We start from the raw sequence: 18,537 nt of genomic DNA on the forward strand, positions 1-18,537 counted from the left end.
CCTTTGAGCCATGCTCCGGAGGCCGGGCACCCGTAAGGGTGGCCCGGCTTTCTGTTTTCTGGATGGCATGGGGGCCGATTGGCCGATTCACTCGCCCACCGCCATAATGCGACGATGACTTCGCCGCGCCGCAAGCGCAAAGCCCCAGCGATGCATCATCAGCCCAATCGACGGACCGCAAACGGTAGCGATGCCGCGACGGAAGACCCGACCGACGACGCCCAGCGAAAATCTTTGCAAGGCTGGCAGCGCTGCTTTATCGCGCTAGAGCCCGACGCCGCGACGCGCGATGCGCTCGCGGCGGTGCCGGTTCCGGCTGCCGCGCGTCGCGTGCCGCACGAGCAATTGCATCTGACCGTCACATTTATCGGTGCCTTGACGCACGACCTCGGCGCCGCGCTGATCGACGCCCTCGCGCCACAGACAATTCCACTGAAGCCCGCGCCTGTTACGCGCATCGAGCACTGGCCGCGCGCATCGCATCCGCGGCTGACGGTCGCGCTACTCGCGATGTCCGACGAATTCGTTGCGCTCGACTGGCGCGTCCGCACGCTGATGATCGATCTCGGCTTGCCGGTCGACGCACGCGCGTTCCGTCCGCATGTGACGCTTGGGCGCTTCCGCCGCGATGCGCCGGCCGCGGGCCACGCGCCCGAGCTGAAAGACGATCTGCGCGCGCGTTTCGAATCGTTGACGCTTTATTCGAGCACGCTTGCGCGGACGGGCGCGCGTTATCGCGCGCTGGCAAGCGTGCCGGTTATCGATGCGTGAAATAGATGCGTGAAGGCGCAGGTCACCCTCACCCGCGATACCGCGCAATCGTCAGCCCTTCGAGATCGATCTCAGGCTGCTTCTGCGTAACGAGATCGGCCACCACGCGCCCAGACCCGAGCGACATCGCCCAGCCCGTCGACCCGTGTCCGATGTTGAGCCACAGATTGTCGATGCCCGCGGCCCCGAGCAGCGGCGCGCCATCGGGTGTCATCGGCCGGCGCCCGACCCAGAATTGCGCCGACGACGGCACGGTGGCATGAGGAAACCAGTCGTCGAGCACTTTCATCAGCGTGCGCAGCGACTGTTCGCGCAGCATCGCGCGACGGTCGCCGAGTTCCGCTGTGCCGGCGATACGAAGATTGGGCCCGAGCCGCGTGATCGCGGTCTTCAGCGCTTCATCCATCAGCGCGGCGCGCGGCGCTTTCTGGTCGTCGATAATCTGCAGCGTTGCTGAATAGCCCTTCACCGGATAAAGCGGCACCGGCACGCCAAGTGGCTCGAGCAGCGCGGCGCTGTCGACGCCCGCCGCCACGACGATCGCGTGTGCCGCCAGCGTCTCGCTGCCGTGCTCGCTTTCGACATGCACGCCGCGCGCCGCGCCGCCTCGCACGTCGAGCGCGGTCGCGCGTGTATCGAAACGAAAGCGCACGCCTTGGCGCTCGCAGATCGCGCGCAGTTCGCGCGTGAAGATGGCGCAGTCGCCGGCTTCGTCGTCCGGCAGGTAGAGGCCCGCGTGCGGCGGTTTACGCGCCCAGCGCAGCCCCGGCTCGACAGACGCGCACTGCGCGCCGCTCAGTTCGCGATGCGCGACACCCGAGTCGCGCAGCATCGCCAGCGCCGGCTGCGCGAGTTCGAGGTCGTATTCGCTGCGAAAGAGTTGCAGATAGCCGTGGCTGCGCCTGTATTCGAACGGATGCGCGGCGCGGAATTCATGCAGGCACGCCCGGCTGTAGTACGCGATGCGCTGCATGCGCTGCTTGTTCATACGGAACCGCTCGAGCTGGCATTCGCGCAGCCAGCGGCCAATCCAGCGCCATTGCGCGACGTCGAAGGCCGGACGGAAGATGAGCGGCGACGCGGGCCTGAACAGGTATTTGAGAATTTTCGCGGGCATGCCGGGCGCGGCCCACGGCATCACGTAGCCGGGTGCGATCACGCCCGCGTTGCCGAAACTCGTTTCGAGTGCGACGTCCGTTTCGCGTTCGACGACGGTCACATCGCATCCGCGCTCACGCAGATAAAAGGCTGTGGCAACGCCGATCACGCCGGCGCCGAGAACGATCGTCTTCATGCACGCGAAAGTACCATCAGACGGGCAAGGCCGCTTACGCGAGCGATTTAGCCTTGGTTTTCAGCAGAGTCCGCGCGGCGATTATCTTCGGATGACCTGTCCGTCGATAGGCCGCGCGTCGCCGGCAAGTAGAAATGTGATGCGCGCTCCGGCCTATGAGGCCTTACTGCGAGGCCTCACTGCGAGGCCTCAATACGCGGCTTCACTGCGTGGCCCCACTAAGCGGCCTCGCGTTCCACCGCGCGCTCGACGTAGAGCGTCTGGTCGTGGAACGCCTCGAGCGTCTTGCGATGCGCCACGCTGACGATCGCCGCATCAACCAGCCGCTCGTTCAGCGCCGTGTAGATCGCGGCTTCGTTGTCCGGATCGAGCGCGCTCGTCGCTTCGTCGAGGAACAGGAAGTCGGGCTTTTGCAACAACGCGCGCGCCGCGGCGACGCGCTGCTGTTCGCCCGGCGAAAGCGTGCGTTCCCAATGCGCGGACTCGGTAAGACGTGTCGCGAGTTCGGGCAGCCGGCAGGCGGTCAGCACTTCGCGGCACGCTTCGTCGCTGAACGCGTCGTCGAGCGACGGGTAGCAGAGCGCGCCCTTCAACGTGCCGATCGGCAGATAACTGCGCTGCGGAATAAACAGCAGCTTCGCCCCCGCCGGCGCTTCGATCGTGCCTTCGCCGAACGGCCACAGTCCGGCGAGTGCGCGCAGCAGCGTGCTCTTGCCGGCGCCCGACGGACCGCGCACGAGCCAGCGCGATTTCGGTGCGATCCGGAACGAGCCAATCGACGCGATCGGTTGCCCGTCCGGACGCTTCAGCATGAGGTCCTTCACGTCGAGCAACTGCGTGTCGGTCAGATGCGTGTTGATGCCGCCGTGTGCGGTGCCGCCCACCACCGACTCATGCAGATGCTGGTCTTTCATCACGCGATGGAATTCCCGCAGACGGTTGACGGTAGCGCGCCATTCGGCGAGCGAATCGTAATTGTTGATAAACCACGAGAACGAATCGCTGACTGTGCCGAACGCGCTCGTCACCTGCTGATAGACGCCGAACGTAATCGACTTCGTAAAATACTTCGGCGCGGCCGCGATATACGGAAACACGATCGCGAGCTGCGAATAGCTGATCACGACAATCGAGAGCCGCCGCGTGAAGCGCATGACGAGCCGCCAGTTGTCGCGAATGTGACCGAACACGCCCTGCAGCGATTTCTCTTCGGCCGCTTCACCCTGATAGAGCGCGATCTGATCGGCGTTTTCGCGAATGCGGATCAACGAAAAACGGAAGTCCGCTTCGACGCGCTGCTGCTGGTAGTTGATCGACACGAGCGGGTGGTTCACCTTGTGCGTGATCCACGAACCGATCGCCGCGTAGATCAGCGCGACCCACACCATGTATCCGGGAATCGAGATTTCAGTGCCGAACATGTGAAACGCGAGCGAACCGGACAGATTCCACAGGATCACGATGAACGAGAACAGCGTGACGGTGGTCGACAGCAGCCCGAGCGACAGGTTCAGCGTCGTGCTCGCGAGGCCTTGCAGGTCGGCGGAAACCCGCTGGTCGGGGTTGTCGGCGAGACGGTCGCGCTCGATGCGGTAGTACGCATCGTCGCCGAGCCATTCGTTCAGATACTTTGTGGTGAGCCACTGCCGCCAGCGGAATTCGAGCATCTGGCGAAAGTACGTGCGATAGGAACCGAGCAGAATCAGCGCGAGCGCGATGACCGTGAACTGCAGCAGCGAATGCTTGAAAACGGGGTAATTGTATTGCTGGATCGCATCGAAGAAGATGCCTTGCCAGCGGTTGAACCAGACGTTGGCGGCCACCATCGTCATATTCATCGCGATGACGATCACGAGCAGGCCCCATGCGCGCCATCGGTCCTCGGACACCCAGTAGGGCTTGATGAGACCCCACGCGGTGATGTCCGCGGAGCTGTTCGGGTTTTCGGCCATATCTGTCCTTTGAAACGGCGTTGGGTGAAGCAACTCGTCGCGATGCGCGGGGGCCGCACGGGTGGCGTAGAGCGACGCGTTCGCCGGTAGTCCATCGAGGCGCGATTGTCGCGGCCGCGGCTTAACCGGAGCTTAATGGGAATGCCCGGGGTGTGCCCGATAACGTGCATCGGTCCTCGGGCGGAGTAGTGGCCAGAACGGCCGGGCCCGGGTTTCGGTCCCGCTGTCCGCTCTCAATACCGACTGCGTGTCGCGCATTATGTCAGAGGCGCCAGGATGGCTCATATTGAATTTGCCGGGCCGCACTCAGCCTTGTCCATCGGCTCGCGCATGGTCTCGCGCGTCGAATCGCGGATGGGTTTTTTGCGCGCTGGCAGCGCGCCGGCGTGGTGCCGCATCGCATACGTCCGCTGCCCACGTAGACAGGCCCGTAATCCCTCGGGTTTTCGCGACGAGCCTTTTATGGTCTAATGACCTCGACGAAACAGGGGTGCTTTGGCGCGGATACACGTCGCGGCGAGGCTGAGAGAGACCCTTCGCACCCGATCCGGGTAATACCGGCGCGGGAAGTTTCGAAGTCTTTCGTTTCCTGCCGCGCTGCCTTTCATTCTGAAGGTTGCTGCCCGGCGGGTTCTCCTGCCTCTGCATCCGCAGCCGCCTCCGCGTGTTTCGTCCTTGGGTACGTGCGTTTTGTTGCCGTACGGAAAGGATCCGATGACCGCTCAATCTTCAGTTCTCTGTCCCGCTTGTCCGCATGGCGCTCGACGCGTCGCGTGGTGGTTTGCTGCGCCGCGCAAGGAGCAGGCGACATGACGGCGCGTGAGCAATCCGCTGCGCGGGTCGGTGCGCCCGTTCGGGCACAGGCTGGCGTCCAGCGTGGCGAGGTGCCCGATTTCGCTGTGATCGGCGGCGGTCTCTGCGGACGGCTCGTCGCCTGGCGACTTGCCGGCGCAGGGCGCCGCGTCGCGCTATACGAGCGCGGCGACGCGGCCGGCACGCAATCGGCCGCCTGGGTTGCGGCCGCGATGCTCGCGCCGCTTGCCGAAGCCGCAAGCGCGGAGTTGCTGATCACGCGCCTTGGCGCCGCGTCGCTCGACAGCTGGCCGCGCATCATCGCCGAACTGCCGGAGCCGGTGTTTTTTCAGCGTAACGGCACGCTCGTCGTGTGGCATCACGGCGATCGCAGCGAGGCGCCGCTGTTCGAGCGGCGGCTACGCGCGAATGCGCCGGCGGAACTGCTCGAAGGCGGTTTGTTCTCGCTGTCGGGTGCGCAGATCAATGCGGCCGAGCCGGCGCTTGCGGGCCGCTTTACGCAAGGCTGGCTGCTGCCGCACGAAGGACAGCTCGATAACCGGCAGGTGCTGGCCGCGCTGGCCGCGGGGCTCGCGGAGCGCGGCGTCGAGACGCACTGGAACACGGCGATCGACGACCGCGAACTGCCCGCCGCGCGCATCACGATCGATTGCCGCGGGCTCGGCGCGAAACCGGTGTTGCCGACGCTGCGCGGCATCCGCGGCGAAGTCGCGCGCGTGCACGCGCCGGGCATCGGACTTGCGCGTCCGGTACGGCTGCTGCATCCGCGCTACCCGCTGTATATCGCGCCGAAGCAGAACGATCTGTACGTGATCGGCGCGACCGAAGTGGAAGGCGAGGATATGTCGCCGGTCAGCGTGCGTTCGGCGCTCGAACTGCTCAGCGCTGCGTTTTCCGTGCATCCGGGCTTCGGCGAGGCGCGCATTCTGGAGCTGAACTCGCAGTGCCGGCCGACGCTGCCGGACCATCGTCCGGCCATCGTCTGGGACGGTGCGCAGACGCTGCGCGTGAACGGCCTCTACCGTCATGGTTACATGATCGCGCCGGAAGTCGCGGATGAGGCAGTCCGCTTCGCGCTCGCGCTTGCCGATGGCGCTATCGCCGACCTCGACGCATTCGCCGGCTGGCGTTTGCAGGCGCACTGGAACGAGCTGTTCCACGTCGATCATCCGAAGTCGCGCGACGCCGTGCGCGAGTCCGCGTGAACAGGCTCGAGAGACCGGCGCTTAAACAAACATTGAGACACACGATTATGGACATTCAAATCAACCAGAAGCCGCTGTCGTTGCCGGAAGGCGCGACCGTCGCCGATGCGCTCGCCGCGTTCGGCGCGCAGCCGCCGTTCGCGGTCGCGCTGAACGGCGACTTCGTCGCGCGCAAGCAGCATGCGGCGCGCGCTTTGCACACCGGCGACCGGCTCGACGTCGTGCACCCGGTGGCAGGCGGTTGAGTTTCGTCGTGCAACCCGAGGCAACCGCGCATTCGCTGCTGCTTCGCTAGCATCAACGGCATCGCATGCTGCGCAAGCTCAAGCTTCGCAAGCACAAGCACCACAAGAGACACAGGGCAACGACCCAGGCAACTGCCACAGGCAAGGACTGACCGATGACTTCTACTCAATCCGCGCCCGCCGACGCGCTGACGCTTTACGGCGAGACTTTCGCGAGCCGCGTGCTGCTCGGCACGTCGCGCTATCCGTCGCTGCAATCGCTATCCGATTCGATCGAAGCGGCGCGGCCCGGCATGGTCACCGTCGCATTGCGCCGGCAGATGAGCGAGGGCGGCGCGCAGGCGGGTTTCTTCGACCTGCTCAAGCGCCACGCCGTGCCGCTGCTGCCGAATACGGCCGGCTGCCAGACGGTCGGCGAAGTGATCACGACCGCGCAGATGGCGCGCGAAGTCTTCGAAACCGACTGGATCAAGCTCGAGCTGATCGGCGACGACTACACGCTGCAGCCCGATCCGGTCGGTCTCATTGAGGCGGCCGCGAAGCTCGTCAAGGACGGCTTCAAGGTGCTGCCGTACTGCACTGAAGACCTCGTGATCGGCCGGCGCCTGCTCGACGCGGGCTGCGAAGCGCTGATGCCGTGGGGCGCGCCGATCGGCACGGGCAAAGGCCTCATCAATCCGTATGGCTTACGCGTGCTGCGTGAGCGGCTCCCCGATGTGCCGCTGATCGTCGATGCGGGGCTCGGCGTGCCGTCGCATGCGAGCCAGGTGATGGAGTGGGGCTTCGATGGCGTGCTGCTGAACACGGCCGTGTCGCAGGCCACGCATCCTGAGACGATGGCGCGCGCGTTCGCGCTCGGCGTTGAAGCGGGGCGCACTGCGTATCTCGCGGGCCCGATGGCCGAACGTGAAGCCGCGCATGCGAGCACGCCGGTCGTCGGCATGCCCTTCTGGCACCAGGACGGGAGCGCCGCGGCATGACCGATACGCTGAAGCTGACCGGCCGCGACCTCTTCTGGCCGCCCGCCGATGAATTGACGGAAGCCGCTGAACGGATTCGCGCGCGTCTCGGCGACTGGCCGCCGACGCACGCGCCGTGGCGCATCTGCCTGACCGCGCCCGATGCGCCGAACGGCGGCGATCTGATCGTGGTCGCCGACGAGCAGCACCAGCATGAGCAACATGGCGAGCAGATCGCGCGCTGGCTCGTGCAAGGCGCGGGCGTGATCGAAGCGGGCAAAAACGGCGCGACGCTGCAACTCGGCGGCGAACGCTACCGGCTCGAAGGACAACTGGCCGAAGACTGGATCGCCGCACTCGCCGCGTTTCTCGACTGCGGCTTCGATCCGCACGACGCGCTCGTGCTCGCGCTCGCGTGGCGCGATGGCGATGAAAAGCGCGCCGACGACGCGTGGCCGTCCGATATCGCGCATTTCCCGCGCGTCGTGGGCTTGCCCGCCGCGCCGTCGCAGCCGTTCGCACCGTGTCCGCACGAGCTTGGCCTGTACCCGGTGTTGCCGACCGCGGAGTGGGTCGAGCGCGTCGCTGGCTTCGGCGTGAAGACAATCCAGCTGCGCCGCAAATCGGCCGAGCCCGCCGCCGAACTCAAGAGCGAGATCGCGCGCTCGGTTGCGGCCGGGCGCAAGCACGACGCGCGCGTGTTTATCAACGACCACTGGCAGGCCGCGCTCGAAGCCGGCGCCTACGGCGTCCACCTTGGCCAGGAAGACGTGCATACCGCCGATCTGCACGCGATCGCGGCAGCCGGCCTGCGCCTCGGCCTGTCGACGCACGGCTACTACGAGATGCTGACCGCGCTGCATTTCAGGCCGAGCTACATTGCGCTGGGTGCGGTATTTGCCACCACGACCAAGGTGATGCCGACCGCGCCGCAAGGCCTCTCCCGCCTCGCGCGCTACGTGCGTCTGCTCGACGGCGTGGTGCCGATCCTCGCGATCGGCGGCATCAGCGCCGACGTGTTGCCGGATGTGCTCTCGACGGGCGTGAAGAGCGCCGCCGTCGTGCGCGCGGTGACCGAAGCCGCCGACCCCGCAGCCGCTGTCGCATCATTGCAGCGAGATTTCGATAGGTAATCGTTAGATTAAGTAAAGGGACAGAATGCGACAAGGCAGCGATTCCACGATGGCCCTATAATTCGGCTTCCGTGTAAAAGGACTGTCAGAGTTGCCTTCTTCTCCCGAGACCCTCCTCGAGCTACGCGACGTCGATTTCGGTTACAACGACCGGCTCGTACTGTCGAACCTGAATTTGCGCTTCGGGCGCGGTCAGGTTGTGGCGGTGATGGGCGGCTCCGGGTGCGGCAAGACCACGGTGCTGCGCCTGATCGGCGGCCTCGAGCGCGCCCGGCGCGGCCAGGTGCTGTTCCATGGCGAAGACATCGGCGCGCAGACGCGTGACGGCCTCTACGCGCTGCGCCGTCGCATGGGCATGCTGTTCCAGTTCGGCGCGCTCTTCACCGATATGTCGGTGTTCGAGAATGTCGCGTTTGCGCTACGCGAGCACACCGATCTCCCCGAAGAATTGATCCGCGACCTCGTGCTGATGAAGCTCAACGCGGTCGGCCTGCGCGGCGCGCGCGATCTGGCGCCGTCGGAAATTTCGGGCGGCATGGCGCGGCGCGTGGCGCTCGCGCGCGCCATCGCGCTCGACCCCGAACTGATCATGTACGACGAGCCGTTCGCCGGCCTCGACCCGATCTCGCTCGGCATCACCGCGAATCTGATCCGCACGCTGAACCGCGCGCTCGGTGCGACGTCTATCCTCGTCACGCACGACGTGCCCGAATCGTTCGCGATTGCCGATTACGTGTACTTTCTCGCGAACGGCGGCGTGCACGCGCAAGGCACGCCGGACGAACTTCGCGCATCGGCGGACCCGGTCGTGCGGCAGTTTATCGACGGCGCGCCGGACGGTCCGTTCAAGTTCCACTACGCGGGCAGCACGTCGCTGGCGGCCGATTTCGGCCTTAACGGCAGCGGAGGCCGCTCATGATTTCCGCGATCGGACGTTCGGTGCTTGGCGGTCTCGGCACCGCGGGCTATGGGGCGCGTATGTTCGTGCGTCTCGTGCTCGAATTTTTTCCGCTGCTGCGCAGACCGCGGCTTGTCACAAAGCAGATTCATTTTGTCGGTAACTATTCGCTTGTCATCATCGCGGTGTCGGGGCTGTTCGTCGGCTTCGTGCTGGGGCTGCAGGGCTACTACACGCTGAACCGCTACGGCTCGGAACAGGCATTGGGTCTGCTCGTCGCGCTGTCGCTCGTGCGCGAACTCGGGCCGGTCGTGACCGCACTGCTGTTCGCCGGGCGCGCGGGCACGTCGCTGACGGCTGAAATCGGTCTGATGAAGGCTGGCGAGCAGCTCACCGCAATGGAAATGATGGCCGTCGATCCGTTGAAGGTGGTCGTCGCGCCGCGCATGTGGGCGGGCATTATCTCGATGCCGATCCTCGCCGCGATCTTCAGCGCGGTGGGCATCATCGGCGGTTATGTGGTGGGCGTGCTGCTGATCGGCGTCGATTCCGGCGCGTTCTGGTCGCAGATGCAGGGCGGCGTCGATGTCTGGCGCGACGTCGGCAACGGCGTGATCAAGAGCATAGTGTTTGGTTTTGCGGTGACGTTCATCGCGCTTTTCCAGGGCTACGAAGCGAAGCCGACACCCGAAGGCGTGTCGCGCGCAACGACGAAAACCGTCGTCTACGCATCGCTTGCGGTACTCGGCCTCGATTTCCTGCTGACCGCACTGATGTTCAGCTAGGTCCCGCGCGGGTGCGCCGGGAAGCGGCGTGTCGCGCGCGCCCTTCGGCTGCGCGCCGGCGCGTCAAGATTCACTTTGGGATGACGATGAAAAAGACTGCTCTCGACTTCTGGGTCGGCCTGTTCGTGGTGCTGGGCTTTATTGCGCTGCTGTTTCTCGCGCTGAAAGCCGGCAACATGAGCTCGCTGTCGTTCCAGGCAACCTACCCGGTCAAGCTCAAATTCGACAACATCGGCGGCCTGAAGCCGCGCGCGCCGGTAAAGAGCGCGGGCGTGACGGTCGGCCGCGTGGCGTCGATCGCTTTCGACAGCAATACGTACCAGGCGCTCGTCACGATCGATATCGACAAGCAATACGAGTTTCCGAAAGACAGCTCCGCGAAAATTCTGACGTCGGGGCTTCTCGGTGAGCAATACATCGGGCTCGAGCCGGGCGGCGACACGGACATGCTGAAGGCCGGCGACACGATTGCGATGACGCAATCGGCCATCGTGCTTGAAAACCTGATTGGACAATTCCTGTACAGCAAGGCCGCCGATGCGGGCGGAGCCAAGCCGGCGACGCCCGCCGCACCGGCGCCTGCCGCGCCGGCTCAACCCGCTTCGGGCGCGGCCCAATAAGGAGAACAAGATTGCAATTGCAGATCAAACCCCAGCGCGCTGCGGCGATCGCCGTTGCCGTAGCGGCTCTCGCCGGCTGCTCGACCGTTCAGACGCCGAGCAAGCAGGATCCCTGGGAAGGCTTGAACCGCACCGTATTCACGTTCAACGATAAGGTCGACCAGTACGCGCTGAAGCCGGTTGCGCAGGGCTACGTGAAGATCACGCCGCAACCGGTGCGCGACAGCGTGACGAACTTCTTCTCGAACATCGGCGATGTCTATATCGCGGCGAACAACCTGCTGCAGCTGAAGATTGCCGATGGCGTCGGCGACATCATGCGGATCGTGATCAACACGGTGTTCGGTGTCGGCGGTCTGTTCGACGTGGCGACCCTCGCAAAGCTGCCGAAGCACGACAACGACCTCGGCCTCACGCTCGGCTACTACGGCATTCCGTCGGGCCCCTATCTCGTGCTGCCGCTGTTCGGACCGAGCACGGTGCGCGACGCGGCCGGCTACGTCGGCAACTACTTCGCGAATCCGATCTCGTATATCGACTCGGACGCGATCAGCTGGAGCCTGTGGGGCGTGCAGCTCGTCAACACGCGGGCGAACCTGCTGAATGCGAGCGACGTGCTCGAAGGCGCCGCGCTCGACAAGTACTCGTTCGTGCGCAATGCCTATCTGCAGCGGCGCCAGTATCTGCTGACGGGCGGCGCGAATGGCGCGTTGCCGAACTACGGCGACGGCGCGGCGCTGCCGAATTACGATCAGGATGGCGCCGGGGCCGCTGGTGCCGCGGGCGCGATGCCGGGTGGCGGGGCGGTTCCTGCCGCGCCGGCGTCGTCGGCGGCGCCGGGCGCGCAGCCTGCGCCGCAAGGCACATCGGGCACGTCACCTGCTGAAGGTGCTTCTCCTGCCTCCGGCACGCCGTCGATCGATACGGTGCCGGGCGGTCAGGTCGTTCCGCCGGGGCGCTATCCGTCACTGCGGTTACGCTAAGCCGAAACCTTGCGAGCGCTCGTAACACCGGGATACAACTCTCGCAAGTTTCGGATGGTTTACGATAGAACTCGCGTGATATCGTGAGTTCGAAGTTAGCGTTCTTCTTTTTGCAGGGCTTGAAATGAAAAAATTCTTCTTGATCCCGTTTTTCGTAGCATTGTTTGCGTTCGGTAGTGCGGTGTCGGCGCAGACCGTCGACACGAACTCGCCGGACAGCATGGTGAAGACCGTCACGCAGCAGGTTATCGACACGATCCGTTCGGACAAGTCGATCCAGCAAGGCGATATCAACCGGATCACGCAGCTCGTCAACGACAAGATCCTGCCGTACATCGATTTCCGCCGCACCACGCAACTGGCGATGGGCCGCAGCTGGCGTACGGCTACGCCGCAGCAGCAGGAGCAGGTCGTCGAGCAGTTCAAGATGCTGCTGATCCGCACGTACGCGGGCGCACTCGCGCAGGTGCGCAACCAGGAAATCCAGTACAAGCCGTTCCGCGCGAACCCGGATGACACCGACGTTGTCGTGCGCTCGACGGTGATGAACAACGGCCAGCCGATCGAGCTCGACTATCGCCTGTACAAGACGCCGCAAGGCTGGCGCGTGTATGACATCAACGTGCTCGGCGCGTGGCTGATCCAGGCGTACCAGCAGCAGTTCCAGGAGCAGATCCAGCAGCACGGCGTCGACGGGCTGATCCAGTTCCTTACGCAGCGCAACCAGCAACTCGCGGCGGGCAAGCAGTCGTGAACGACACGCCACAACAAGCCGATGTCGCGGGTGGCATAGCCCGCGGCGTCAGCGGTGTCGCCGGCAACCCGGCTGATCAATTCGCGACCGGCCCGGCGCTGACCCACGCGAGCGCAACAGAAGCGCTCGCGGCCGGTCTTGCCCGCATCGCGGGCGGCGCGCGCGGCGTCGATTGCGCGCCGCTCAAGCAGTTCGATTCATCCGCGCTTGCGGTGCTGCTTGCGTGGCAGCGCGCCGCGAACGCGCGCGGCGCGGCACTCGAAATCGTCAATCTCCCCGCCGGGCTTGCGAGTCTTGCGCAGGCCTATGGCGTCGACACGCTGCTGTCGGCGCGACATTTACGCTCAGTCGATACCGAGCGCTCGCCTTCGTGACGCGCGGCTGAAACCGGCAGGCCGGACTTCAACGCAGCGCGATTCACCCAGCCTGGTGCAGGCTCTGCGCTACCAGGTTTTGCCCCCGCATTTCACCTGCGGATTGCTCGCGCGGTTTGCCCTATAATCAAACGTTTTTTGGGGCAAGCAACCGGCCCCAATTCCGCTCGTTGCATATTCAGTTGCATCCTTTCTCGTGCGCACTGCGCACTTTTCAGTCGCCGCGATCCGTCGGCGCATAGTCATGCCAGCCATAGAATTCCGTAACGTCAAGAAGCGCTACAAAAGTCTGCAAGCGCTCAAAGGCGTAAGTCTGACGGTTGAAGAAGGCGAGTTCTTCGGGCTGCTCGGCCCGAACGGCGCGGGCAAGACGACGCTCATCAGCATCCTCGCGGGTCTCGCGCGCGCCGACGAAGGCAGTGTCGCGGTGCGCGGCCATGACGTCGTCGCCGATTTCCGTGAGGCGCGCCGCGCGCTCGGCGTCGTGCCGCAAGAACTGGTGTTCGATCCGTTTTTCACCGTGCGCGAAACTTTGCGCATCCAGTCCGGCTACTTCGGTCTGCGTCACAACGACGACTGGATCGACGAAGTGATGGCCAATCTCGACCTCACCGAAAAAGCCGATGCGAATATGCGCGCGCTGTCGGGCGGCATGAAGCGCCGCGTGCTCGTCGCGCAGGCGCTCGTGCACCGGCCGCCCGTCATCGTGCTCGACGAGCCGACCGCGGGCGTCGACGTCGAATTGCGCCAGACGCTGTGGAAATTCATCTCGCGCCTGAACCGCGAAGGCCACACGATCGTGCTGACCACGCACTACCTCGAGGAAGCCGAATCGCTGTGCGACCGCATTGCGATGCTGCGGCGTGGCGAAGTCGTCGCGCTCGAGCGCACGAGCGAACTGCTGCAACGCTTCGCGGGCCTGCAGCTGTTCGTGCGCTTCGCGCAGGGCGTGCTGCCGGCCGAACTGCGCGCGCTCGAAATCGACTCGGGCGCGGTCGACGCGCGCGAACATTCGCTGCGCCTGTCGACCTACGACGACGTCGAGCGGATTCTTTCGCAGTGCCGCGCGGCGGGCTGTACATTCGATGAAATCGAGGTGCGCAAGGCGGACCTCGAAGACGTGTTCGTCCAGGTGATGAACGCACCCGAAGTGGTCGAGGGGCTTGCATGAGCGGGTTTCGTACGCTGTTCTACAAGGAGCTTTTGCGGTTCTGGAAGGTGTCGTTCCAGACGGTGCTCGCGCCGATCGTCACCGCGCTGCTTTATCTGATGATCTTCGGCCATGCGCTGCGCGATCATGTGCAGGTGTATAGCGGAGTCGGCTACACGAGCTTCCTGATCCCCGGTCTCGTGATGATGAGCGTGTTGCAGAATGCATTCGCGAACAGTTCGTCGTCGCTGATTCAATCGAAGATCACCGGCAATCTCGTGTTCGTGCTGTTGCCGCCGCTGTCGCACTGGGAAATGTACGGCGCTTATGTGCTTGCTTCGGTCACGCGCGGTCTCGCGGTCGGCTTCGGCGTATTTATCGTGACGATCTGGTTCATTCCGGTCAGCTTCACCGCGCCGCTCTTCATCATTCTGTTTGCCGTGCTCGGGTCCGCGATTCTCGGCACGCTCGGCGTGGTGGCCGGCATCTGGGCCGAGAAGTTCGACCAGCTCGCCGCGTTCCAGAACTTCATTATCGTGCCGCTCACGTTCCTGTCGGGCGTGTTCTATTCGACGCATACGCTGCCGCCGGGCTGGCGCGAGGTGTCGCGGCTCAATCCGTTCTTCTACATGATCGACGGCTTTCGCTACGGTTTTTTCGGCCAGTCGGATATCAATCCGCTCGTGAGCCTTGCGATCGTCGCCGCCTTTTTCGTGGTGCTGGCTGTGCTCGCGATGCGTCTGCTTGCAAGCGGCTACAAACTGCGTCACTAGCCGGCTCAGTTGCCAGCTCAGTTGCCAAGTTACCCAGGAGCGTCCCATGTTACCGACTCCCGAACAGATCAAAACCTACATCTCGGCAGGCCTGCCGTGCGAGCATCTCGAAGTCGAGGGCGACGGCCAGCATTTTTTCGCGACCATTGTTTCGCCGAGCTTCGAAGGCAAGCGGCTGATCCAGCGGCATCAGCTCGTCTATGCGGCGCTCGGCGATCGCATGCGCGAAGAAATCCACGCTCTCAGCATGAAAACATTGACGCCTGCCGAGTGGCAGAGCGCGTAATCTGGAACACTAGTGCGTATTACACAAGATAGTCAGGGCGCCGTAAGCGGCGCGTCCCACCTTTCCGCTCATGCGCAAAACGGCGCACGCAACGAACAGGAACCGACAGGCATGGACAAGCTCGTCATCGAAGGCGGTCGGCAGTTGGCAGGGGAGATCACGGTTTCCGGGGCGAAGAACGCGGCGCTGCCGATTCTGTGCGCCAGTTTGCTGAGCGCGGATCCGGTCCAGCTCGCGAACGTGCCGAATCTGCAGGACGTGCGCACGACGCTCAAGCTGTTGCGACAGATGGGCGTGCAGGCCGAAGCGGCGGACAACACCGGCAAGGTGATGCTCGATGCGTCGAAGGTCAACAACCTTGTCGCGCCGTACGAGCTCGTGAAAACGATGCGCGCGTCGATTCTCGTGCTCGGTCCGCTCGTGGCACGTTTCGGCGAGGCGAAAGTGTCGCTGCCAGGCGGTTGCGCAATCGGCGCGCGGCCGGTCGACCAGCACATCAAGGGCCTGCAGGCGATGGGCGCCGAGATCAACATCGAGCATGGCTTTATCGAAGCGCGTGCGAAGCGGCTCAAGGGCACGCGCATCATCACCGACATGATCACCGTGACGGGCACCGAGAACCTGCTGATGGCGGCCGTGCTCGCCGAAGGCGAGACGGTGCTCGAGAACGCGGCGCGCGAGCCGGAAGTCGCGGACCTTGCGCATCTGCTCGTGGCGATGGGCGCGAAGATCGAAGGAATCGGCACGGACCGGCTCGTGATCCAGGGCGTCGACCGGCTGCATGGCGCCGAGCACACGGTCGTGCCGGATCGCATCGAAGCGGGCACTTTCCTGTGCGCGGTCGCGGCTGCCGGCGGCGACGTCACCTTGCGCCACACGCGTCCGCAGACGCTCGAAGCCGTGATCGACAAGCTGCGCGAAGCGGGCGTCACGATCGACGAAGGCGACGACTGGCTGCGCGTGCGCATGAATCAGCGCGCGAAGGCCGTATCGTTCCGCACCTCCGAATACCCGGCGTTCCCGACCGACATGCAGGCGCAATTCATGGCGCTCAACTCGATTGCGGATGGCCCGTCGCGCGTCGTCGAGACGATCTTCGAGAACCGCTTCATGCACGTGCAGGAGCTCAATCGTCTCGGCGCGAACGTCACGATCGACGGCAATACGGCGCTCGTGACCGGCGTCGACAAACTCTCGGGCGCGAAGGTGATGGCAACCGATCTTCGCGCATCGGCCAGTCTTGTGATCGCGGGCTTGTGCGCCGAAGGCGAGACGCTGATCGACCGTATCTATCACCTCGACCGCGGCTACGACCGGATGGAAGTGAAACTCACCGCGGTCGGCGCCAATGTGCGGCGCATTTCGGGTAAGCAGGCATGAGCGCAGGGCAGTCAAAGGAAAATGCGTTGTCGTCCCGGCAAACGTCTTCTGCGCAGGCGGTTGCCGCGCCGTTAACGCTTGCGTTGTCGAAAGGGCGTATTTTCGAGGAAACGGTGCCGCTGCTCGCAGCAGCCGGCGTGCAGGTAGCTGAAGATCCGGAGTCGTCGCGCAAGCTGATTCTGCCGACCACCGATCCGAACCTGCGGGTCATCATTGTGCGCGCGACCGATGTGCCGACCTATGTCGAATACGGCGCGGCCGATTTCGGCGTGGCCGGAAAGGATGTGCTGATCGAGCACGGCGGCAGCGGCCTGTACCAGCCGACCGATCTCGATATCGCACGCTGCCGGATGTCGGTCGCGGTGAAGGCCGGTTTCGATTACGCGAACGCGGTGCGCCAGGGGGCGCGCTTGCGCGTCGCGACGAAGTACGTGGAAACCGCGCGCGAGCATTTCGCGGCGAAGGGCGTGCACGTCGATCTGATCAAGCTGTACGGCTCGATGGAACTCGCGCCGCTCGTCGGTCTGGCCGATGCGATCGTCGACCTCGTCAGTTCGGGCGGGACGTTGCGCGCGAATAATCTGGTCGAGGTCGAGGAGATCATGCAGATCTCGTCGCGCCTCGTCGTGAATCAGGCCGCGCTGAAGTTGAAGCGCGCCGCGCTGCGGCCTTTCCTCGACGCGTTCGAACGCGCATCGAGGCGCGCGGCGTGATATGAGGACGCTCGGGCGGCGCAGCGATGCCTCGCGAAGCGCATAGCCAGTTGCGAGGCAAAGCAAACCCGCCCGCGCGTATTACCGAAACGGATACCAGCATGTCTATCAAGATTCGCAAACTCGATTCCAGCGCTGACGGCTTCCAGAAGGCGCTGCACGCGGTGCTCGCGTTCGAAGCGAGCGAAGACGAGGCGATCGAGCGCGCGGTCGCGCAGATTCTCGCCGACGTGAAATCGCGCGGCGACGCGGCGGTGCTCGAGTACACGAACCGCTTCGACCGGCTCGACGCGAAGAAGGTCGCTGCGCTCGAACTGCCGATGTCCGAACTCGAGGCCGCGCTCGAAGGCCTCGAGCCGAAACGCCGCGCGGCGCTCGAAGCCGCGGCCGCGCGCGTGCGCGGGTACCACGAGAAGCAGAAGATCGAATGCGGCAGCCATAGCTGGCAATACGAGGAAACGGACGGCACGGTGCTGGGCCAGAAAGTGACGCCGCTCGATCGCGCCGGCATCTATGTGCCGGGCGGCAAGGCGGCGTATCCGTCGTCAGTGCTGATGAACGCGATTCCGGCTCGTGTGGCCGGCGTGCGCGAGATCGTGATGGTCGTGCCGACGCCCGATGGCGTGAAAAACCCGCTCGTGCTCGCGGCGGCGCTGATCGGCGGCGTCGATCGCGTGTTCACGATCGGCGGCGCGCAGGCGGTCGGCGCGCTCGCGTACGGCACGGAAACGGTGCCTGCCGTCGACAAGATTTGCGGCCCGGGCAATGCGTATGTCGCGTCCGCGAAGCGTCGCGTGTTCGGTACGGTCGGCATCGATATGATTGCCGGGCCTTCGGAAATTCTCGTGCTGTGCGACGGCACGACCGATCCGCGCTGGGTCGCGATGGACCTGTTCTCGCAGGCCGAACACGACGAACTCGCGCAGTCCATCCTGCTGTGTCCGGACGATGCGTTTATCGCGCGCGTCGAAGACGCCATCAACGAACTGTTGCCGGCGATGCCGCGCCGCGATGTGATCGCGGCGTCGCTGACGAGCCGCGGCGCGCTCGTGAAGGTGCGCGACATGACCGAAGCGTGCGCGATCGCGAACGATATCGCGCCCGAGCACCTCGAGATCTCGGCGCTCGAGCCGCAGCAATGGGCGCAGCAGATCCGTCACGCGGGCGCGATTTTCCTCGGCCGCTACACGAGCGAAAGTCTCGGCGACTATTGCGCGGGCCCGAACCACGTGTTGCCGACCTCGCGTACCGCGCGGTTCTCGTCGCCGCTCGGCGTCTACGATTTCTTCAAGCGCTCGAGCGTGATCGAAGTCAGCGCGGAAGGCGCGCAGACGCTCGGCGAGATCGCGGCGGAACTGGCGTACGGCGAAGGGCTGCCCGCGCATGCGCGCAGTGCCGAATACCGGATGAAGCAGAACGGCTGAACGAAACCGGCCTTACGAGAACGGC

General features: G+C 64.7%; 19 protein-coding genes and 1 riboswitch. Of the genes, 17 read left to right on the top strand and 2 right to left on the bottom strand.

Features of this window, described 5'->3' with window-relative positions:
- Positions 1-150 precede the first annotated feature (150 nt).
- Positions 151-771, top strand: coding sequence for an RNA 2',3'-cyclic phosphodiesterase (gene thpR, locus KZJ38_RS03225; protein WP_219798745.1), 621 nt, complete (start codon positions 151-153; stop codon positions 769-771).
- 28 nt (positions 772-799) lie between these two features.
- Here thpR and KZJ38_RS03230 read toward each other — a convergent pair whose 3' ends face one another.
- Together KZJ38_RS03230 and KZJ38_RS03235 are read right to left on the bottom strand one after the other, a co-directional pair.
- Positions 800-2,065, bottom strand: a complete 1,266-nt coding sequence (locus KZJ38_RS03230) for a D-amino acid dehydrogenase (protein ID WP_219798746.1) — start codon at positions 2,063-2,065, stop codon at positions 800-802.
- Between the two features lie 218 nt (positions 2,066-2,283).
- A complete protein-coding gene (locus KZJ38_RS03235; protein ID WP_219798747.1) occupies positions 2,284-4,017 on the bottom strand; it encodes an ABC transporter ATP-binding protein/permease in 1,734 nt (577 codons plus the stop codon).
- Between the two features lie 476 nt (positions 4,018-4,493).
- A riboswitch (TPP riboswitch) is annotated at positions 4,494-4,603 on the top strand.
- 223 nt (positions 4,604-4,826) lie between these two features.
- Between KZJ38_RS03235 and KZJ38_RS03240 the strand changes: the two genes are divergently transcribed.
- The 16 genes from KZJ38_RS03240 (at position 4,827) to hisD (ending at position 18,512) form a co-directional block, all read left to right on the top strand.
- Positions 4,827-6,035, top strand: coding sequence for an FAD-dependent oxidoreductase (locus KZJ38_RS03240; protein WP_219798748.1), 1,209 nt, complete (start codon positions 4,827-4,829; stop codon positions 6,033-6,035).
- A 47-nt stretch (positions 6,036-6,082) separates the two neighbouring features.
- Complete coding sequence (gene thiS / locus KZJ38_RS03245; protein ID WP_219798749.1) at positions 6,083-6,280, top strand: sulfur carrier protein ThiS; 198 nt, start codon at positions 6,083-6,085, stop codon at positions 6,278-6,280.
- A gap of 155 nt (positions 6,281-6,435) precedes the next feature.
- A complete protein-coding gene (locus tag KZJ38_RS03250) occupies positions 6,436-7,260 on the top strand; it encodes a thiazole synthase (RefSeq protein WP_219798750.1) in 825 nt (274 codons plus the stop codon).
- Positions 7,257-8,372, top strand: a complete 1,116-nt coding sequence (gene thiE / locus KZJ38_RS03255; RefSeq protein WP_219798751.1) for a thiamine phosphate synthase — start codon at positions 7,257-7,259, stop codon at positions 8,370-8,372. The genes KZJ38_RS03250 and thiE overlap by 4 nt, the downstream gene beginning before the upstream one ends.
- A gap of 91 nt (positions 8,373-8,463) precedes the next feature.
- Positions 8,464-9,291: an ABC transporter ATP-binding protein gene (locus tag KZJ38_RS03260; protein WP_219798752.1), complete on the top strand. Its 828-nt coding sequence runs from the start codon at positions 8,464-8,466 to the stop codon at positions 9,289-9,291.
- Positions 9,288-10,055 (top strand): lipid asymmetry maintenance ABC transporter permease subunit MlaE, encoded by a 768-nt coding sequence (gene mlaE, locus KZJ38_RS03265; protein ID WP_219798753.1) that lies wholly within the window; start codon positions 9,288-9,290, stop codon positions 10,053-10,055. The genes KZJ38_RS03260 and mlaE overlap by 4 nt, the downstream gene beginning before the upstream one ends.
- Positions 10,056-10,135: 80 nt before the next feature.
- Complete coding sequence (mlaD, locus tag KZJ38_RS03270; protein ID WP_219798754.1) at positions 10,136-10,675, top strand: outer membrane lipid asymmetry maintenance protein MlaD; 540 nt, start codon at positions 10,136-10,138, stop codon at positions 10,673-10,675.
- An 11-nt stretch (positions 10,676-10,686) separates the two neighbouring features.
- Positions 10,687-11,658, top strand: coding sequence for an MlaA family lipoprotein (locus tag KZJ38_RS03275; protein WP_219798755.1), 972 nt, complete (start codon positions 10,687-10,689; stop codon positions 11,656-11,658).
- A gap of 124 nt (positions 11,659-11,782) precedes the next feature.
- Positions 11,783-12,412 carry an MlaC/ttg2D family ABC transporter substrate-binding protein gene (locus KZJ38_RS03280; RefSeq protein ID WP_219798756.1) on the top strand — a complete coding sequence of 210 codons (630 nt, stop codon included), beginning with the start codon at positions 11,783-11,785 and terminating at the stop codon, positions 12,410-12,412.
- 35 nt (positions 12,413-12,447) lie between these two features.
- Complete coding sequence (locus KZJ38_RS03285) at positions 12,448-12,786, top strand: STAS domain-containing protein (protein WP_219800096.1); 339 nt, start codon at positions 12,448-12,450, stop codon at positions 12,784-12,786.
- Positions 12,787-13,030: 244 nt separating this feature from the next.
- Positions 13,031-13,957, top strand: a complete 927-nt coding sequence (locus tag KZJ38_RS03290) for an ABC transporter ATP-binding protein (RefSeq protein ID WP_219798757.1) — start codon at positions 13,031-13,033, stop codon at positions 13,955-13,957.
- Positions 13,954-14,709 (top strand): ABC transporter permease, encoded by a 756-nt coding sequence (locus tag KZJ38_RS03295; RefSeq protein WP_219798758.1) that lies wholly within the window; start codon positions 13,954-13,956, stop codon positions 14,707-14,709. The genes KZJ38_RS03290 and KZJ38_RS03295 overlap by 4 nt, the downstream gene beginning before the upstream one ends.
- 46 nt (positions 14,710-14,755) lie before the next feature.
- The gene (locus tag KZJ38_RS03300; RefSeq protein ID WP_219798759.1) at positions 14,756-14,995 is read left to right on the top strand and encodes a BolA family protein; all 240 of its coding nucleotides are present in this window, start codon (positions 14,756-14,758) and stop codon (positions 14,993-14,995) included.
- 111 nt (positions 14,996-15,106) lie between these two features.
- On the top strand, positions 15,107-16,375 hold the full coding sequence (gene murA / locus KZJ38_RS03305) for a UDP-N-acetylglucosamine 1-carboxyvinyltransferase (RefSeq protein ID WP_219798760.1): 1,269 nt from the start codon (positions 15,107-15,109) through the stop codon (positions 16,373-16,375).
- Positions 16,372-17,088, top strand: coding sequence for an ATP phosphoribosyltransferase (gene hisG, locus KZJ38_RS03310; protein WP_219798761.1), 717 nt, complete (start codon positions 16,372-16,374; stop codon positions 17,086-17,088). Before murA ends, hisG begins: the two co-directional genes overlap by 4 nt.
- 101 nt (positions 17,089-17,189) lie before the next feature.
- Complete coding sequence (hisD, locus tag KZJ38_RS03315) at positions 17,190-18,512, top strand: histidinol dehydrogenase (RefSeq protein ID WP_219798762.1); 1,323 nt, start codon at positions 17,190-17,192, stop codon at positions 18,510-18,512.
- Positions 18,513-18,537: the final 25 nt, after the last annotated feature.

It is taken from the genome of Paraburkholderia edwinii (assembly GCF_019428685.1).
Lineage (GTDB): Bacteria > Pseudomonadota > Gammaproteobacteria > Burkholderiales > Burkholderiaceae > Paraburkholderia > Paraburkholderia edwinii.

Bases quoted from the DNA above. Each gene is read 5' to 3' on its own strand.
- thpR (WP_219798745.1), top strand. From the start codon at position 151: ATGCATCATCAGCCCAATCGACGGACCGCAAACGGTAGCGATGCCGCG.
- KZJ38_RS03230 (WP_219798746.1), bottom strand. From the start codon at position 2,065: ATGAAGACGATCGTTCTCGGCGCCGGCGTGATCGGCGTTGCCACAGCC.
- KZJ38_RS03235 (WP_219798747.1), bottom strand. From the start codon at position 4,017: ATGGCCGAAAACCCGAACAGCTCCGCGGACATCACCGCGTGGGGTCTC.
- KZJ38_RS03240 (WP_219798748.1), top strand. From the start codon at position 4,827: ATGACGGCGCGTGAGCAATCCGCTGCGCGGGTCGGTGCGCCCGTTCGG.
- thiS (WP_219798749.1), top strand. From the start codon at position 6,083: ATGGACATTCAAATCAACCAGAAGCCGCTGTCGTTGCCGGAAGGCGCG.
- KZJ38_RS03250 (WP_219798750.1), top strand. From the start codon at position 6,436: ATGACTTCTACTCAATCCGCGCCCGCCGACGCGCTGACGCTTTACGGC.
- thiE (WP_219798751.1), top strand. From the start codon at position 7,257: ATGACCGATACGCTGAAGCTGACCGGCCGCGACCTCTTCTGGCCGCCC.
- mlaE (WP_219798753.1), top strand. From the start codon at position 9,288: ATGATTTCCGCGATCGGACGTTCGGTGCTTGGCGGTCTCGGCACCGCG.
- mlaD (WP_219798754.1), top strand. From the start codon at position 10,136: ATGACGATGAAAAAGACTGCTCTCGACTTCTGGGTCGGCCTGTTCGTG.
- KZJ38_RS03280 (WP_219798756.1), top strand. From the start codon at position 11,783: ATGAAAAAATTCTTCTTGATCCCGTTTTTCGTAGCATTGTTTGCGTTC.
- KZJ38_RS03290 (WP_219798757.1), top strand. From the start codon at position 13,031: ATGCCAGCCATAGAATTCCGTAACGTCAAGAAGCGCTACAAAAGTCTG.
- KZJ38_RS03295 (WP_219798758.1), top strand. From the start codon at position 13,954: ATGAGCGGGTTTCGTACGCTGTTCTACAAGGAGCTTTTGCGGTTCTGG.
- KZJ38_RS03300 (WP_219798759.1), top strand. From the start codon at position 14,756: ATGTTACCGACTCCCGAACAGATCAAAACCTACATCTCGGCAGGCCTG.
- murA (WP_219798760.1), top strand. From the start codon at position 15,107: ATGGACAAGCTCGTCATCGAAGGCGGTCGGCAGTTGGCAGGGGAGATC.
- hisG (WP_219798761.1), top strand. From the start codon at position 16,372: ATGAGCGCAGGGCAGTCAAAGGAAAATGCGTTGTCGTCCCGGCAAACG.
- hisD (WP_219798762.1), top strand. From the start codon at position 17,190: ATGTCTATCAAGATTCGCAAACTCGATTCCAGCGCTGACGGCTTCCAG.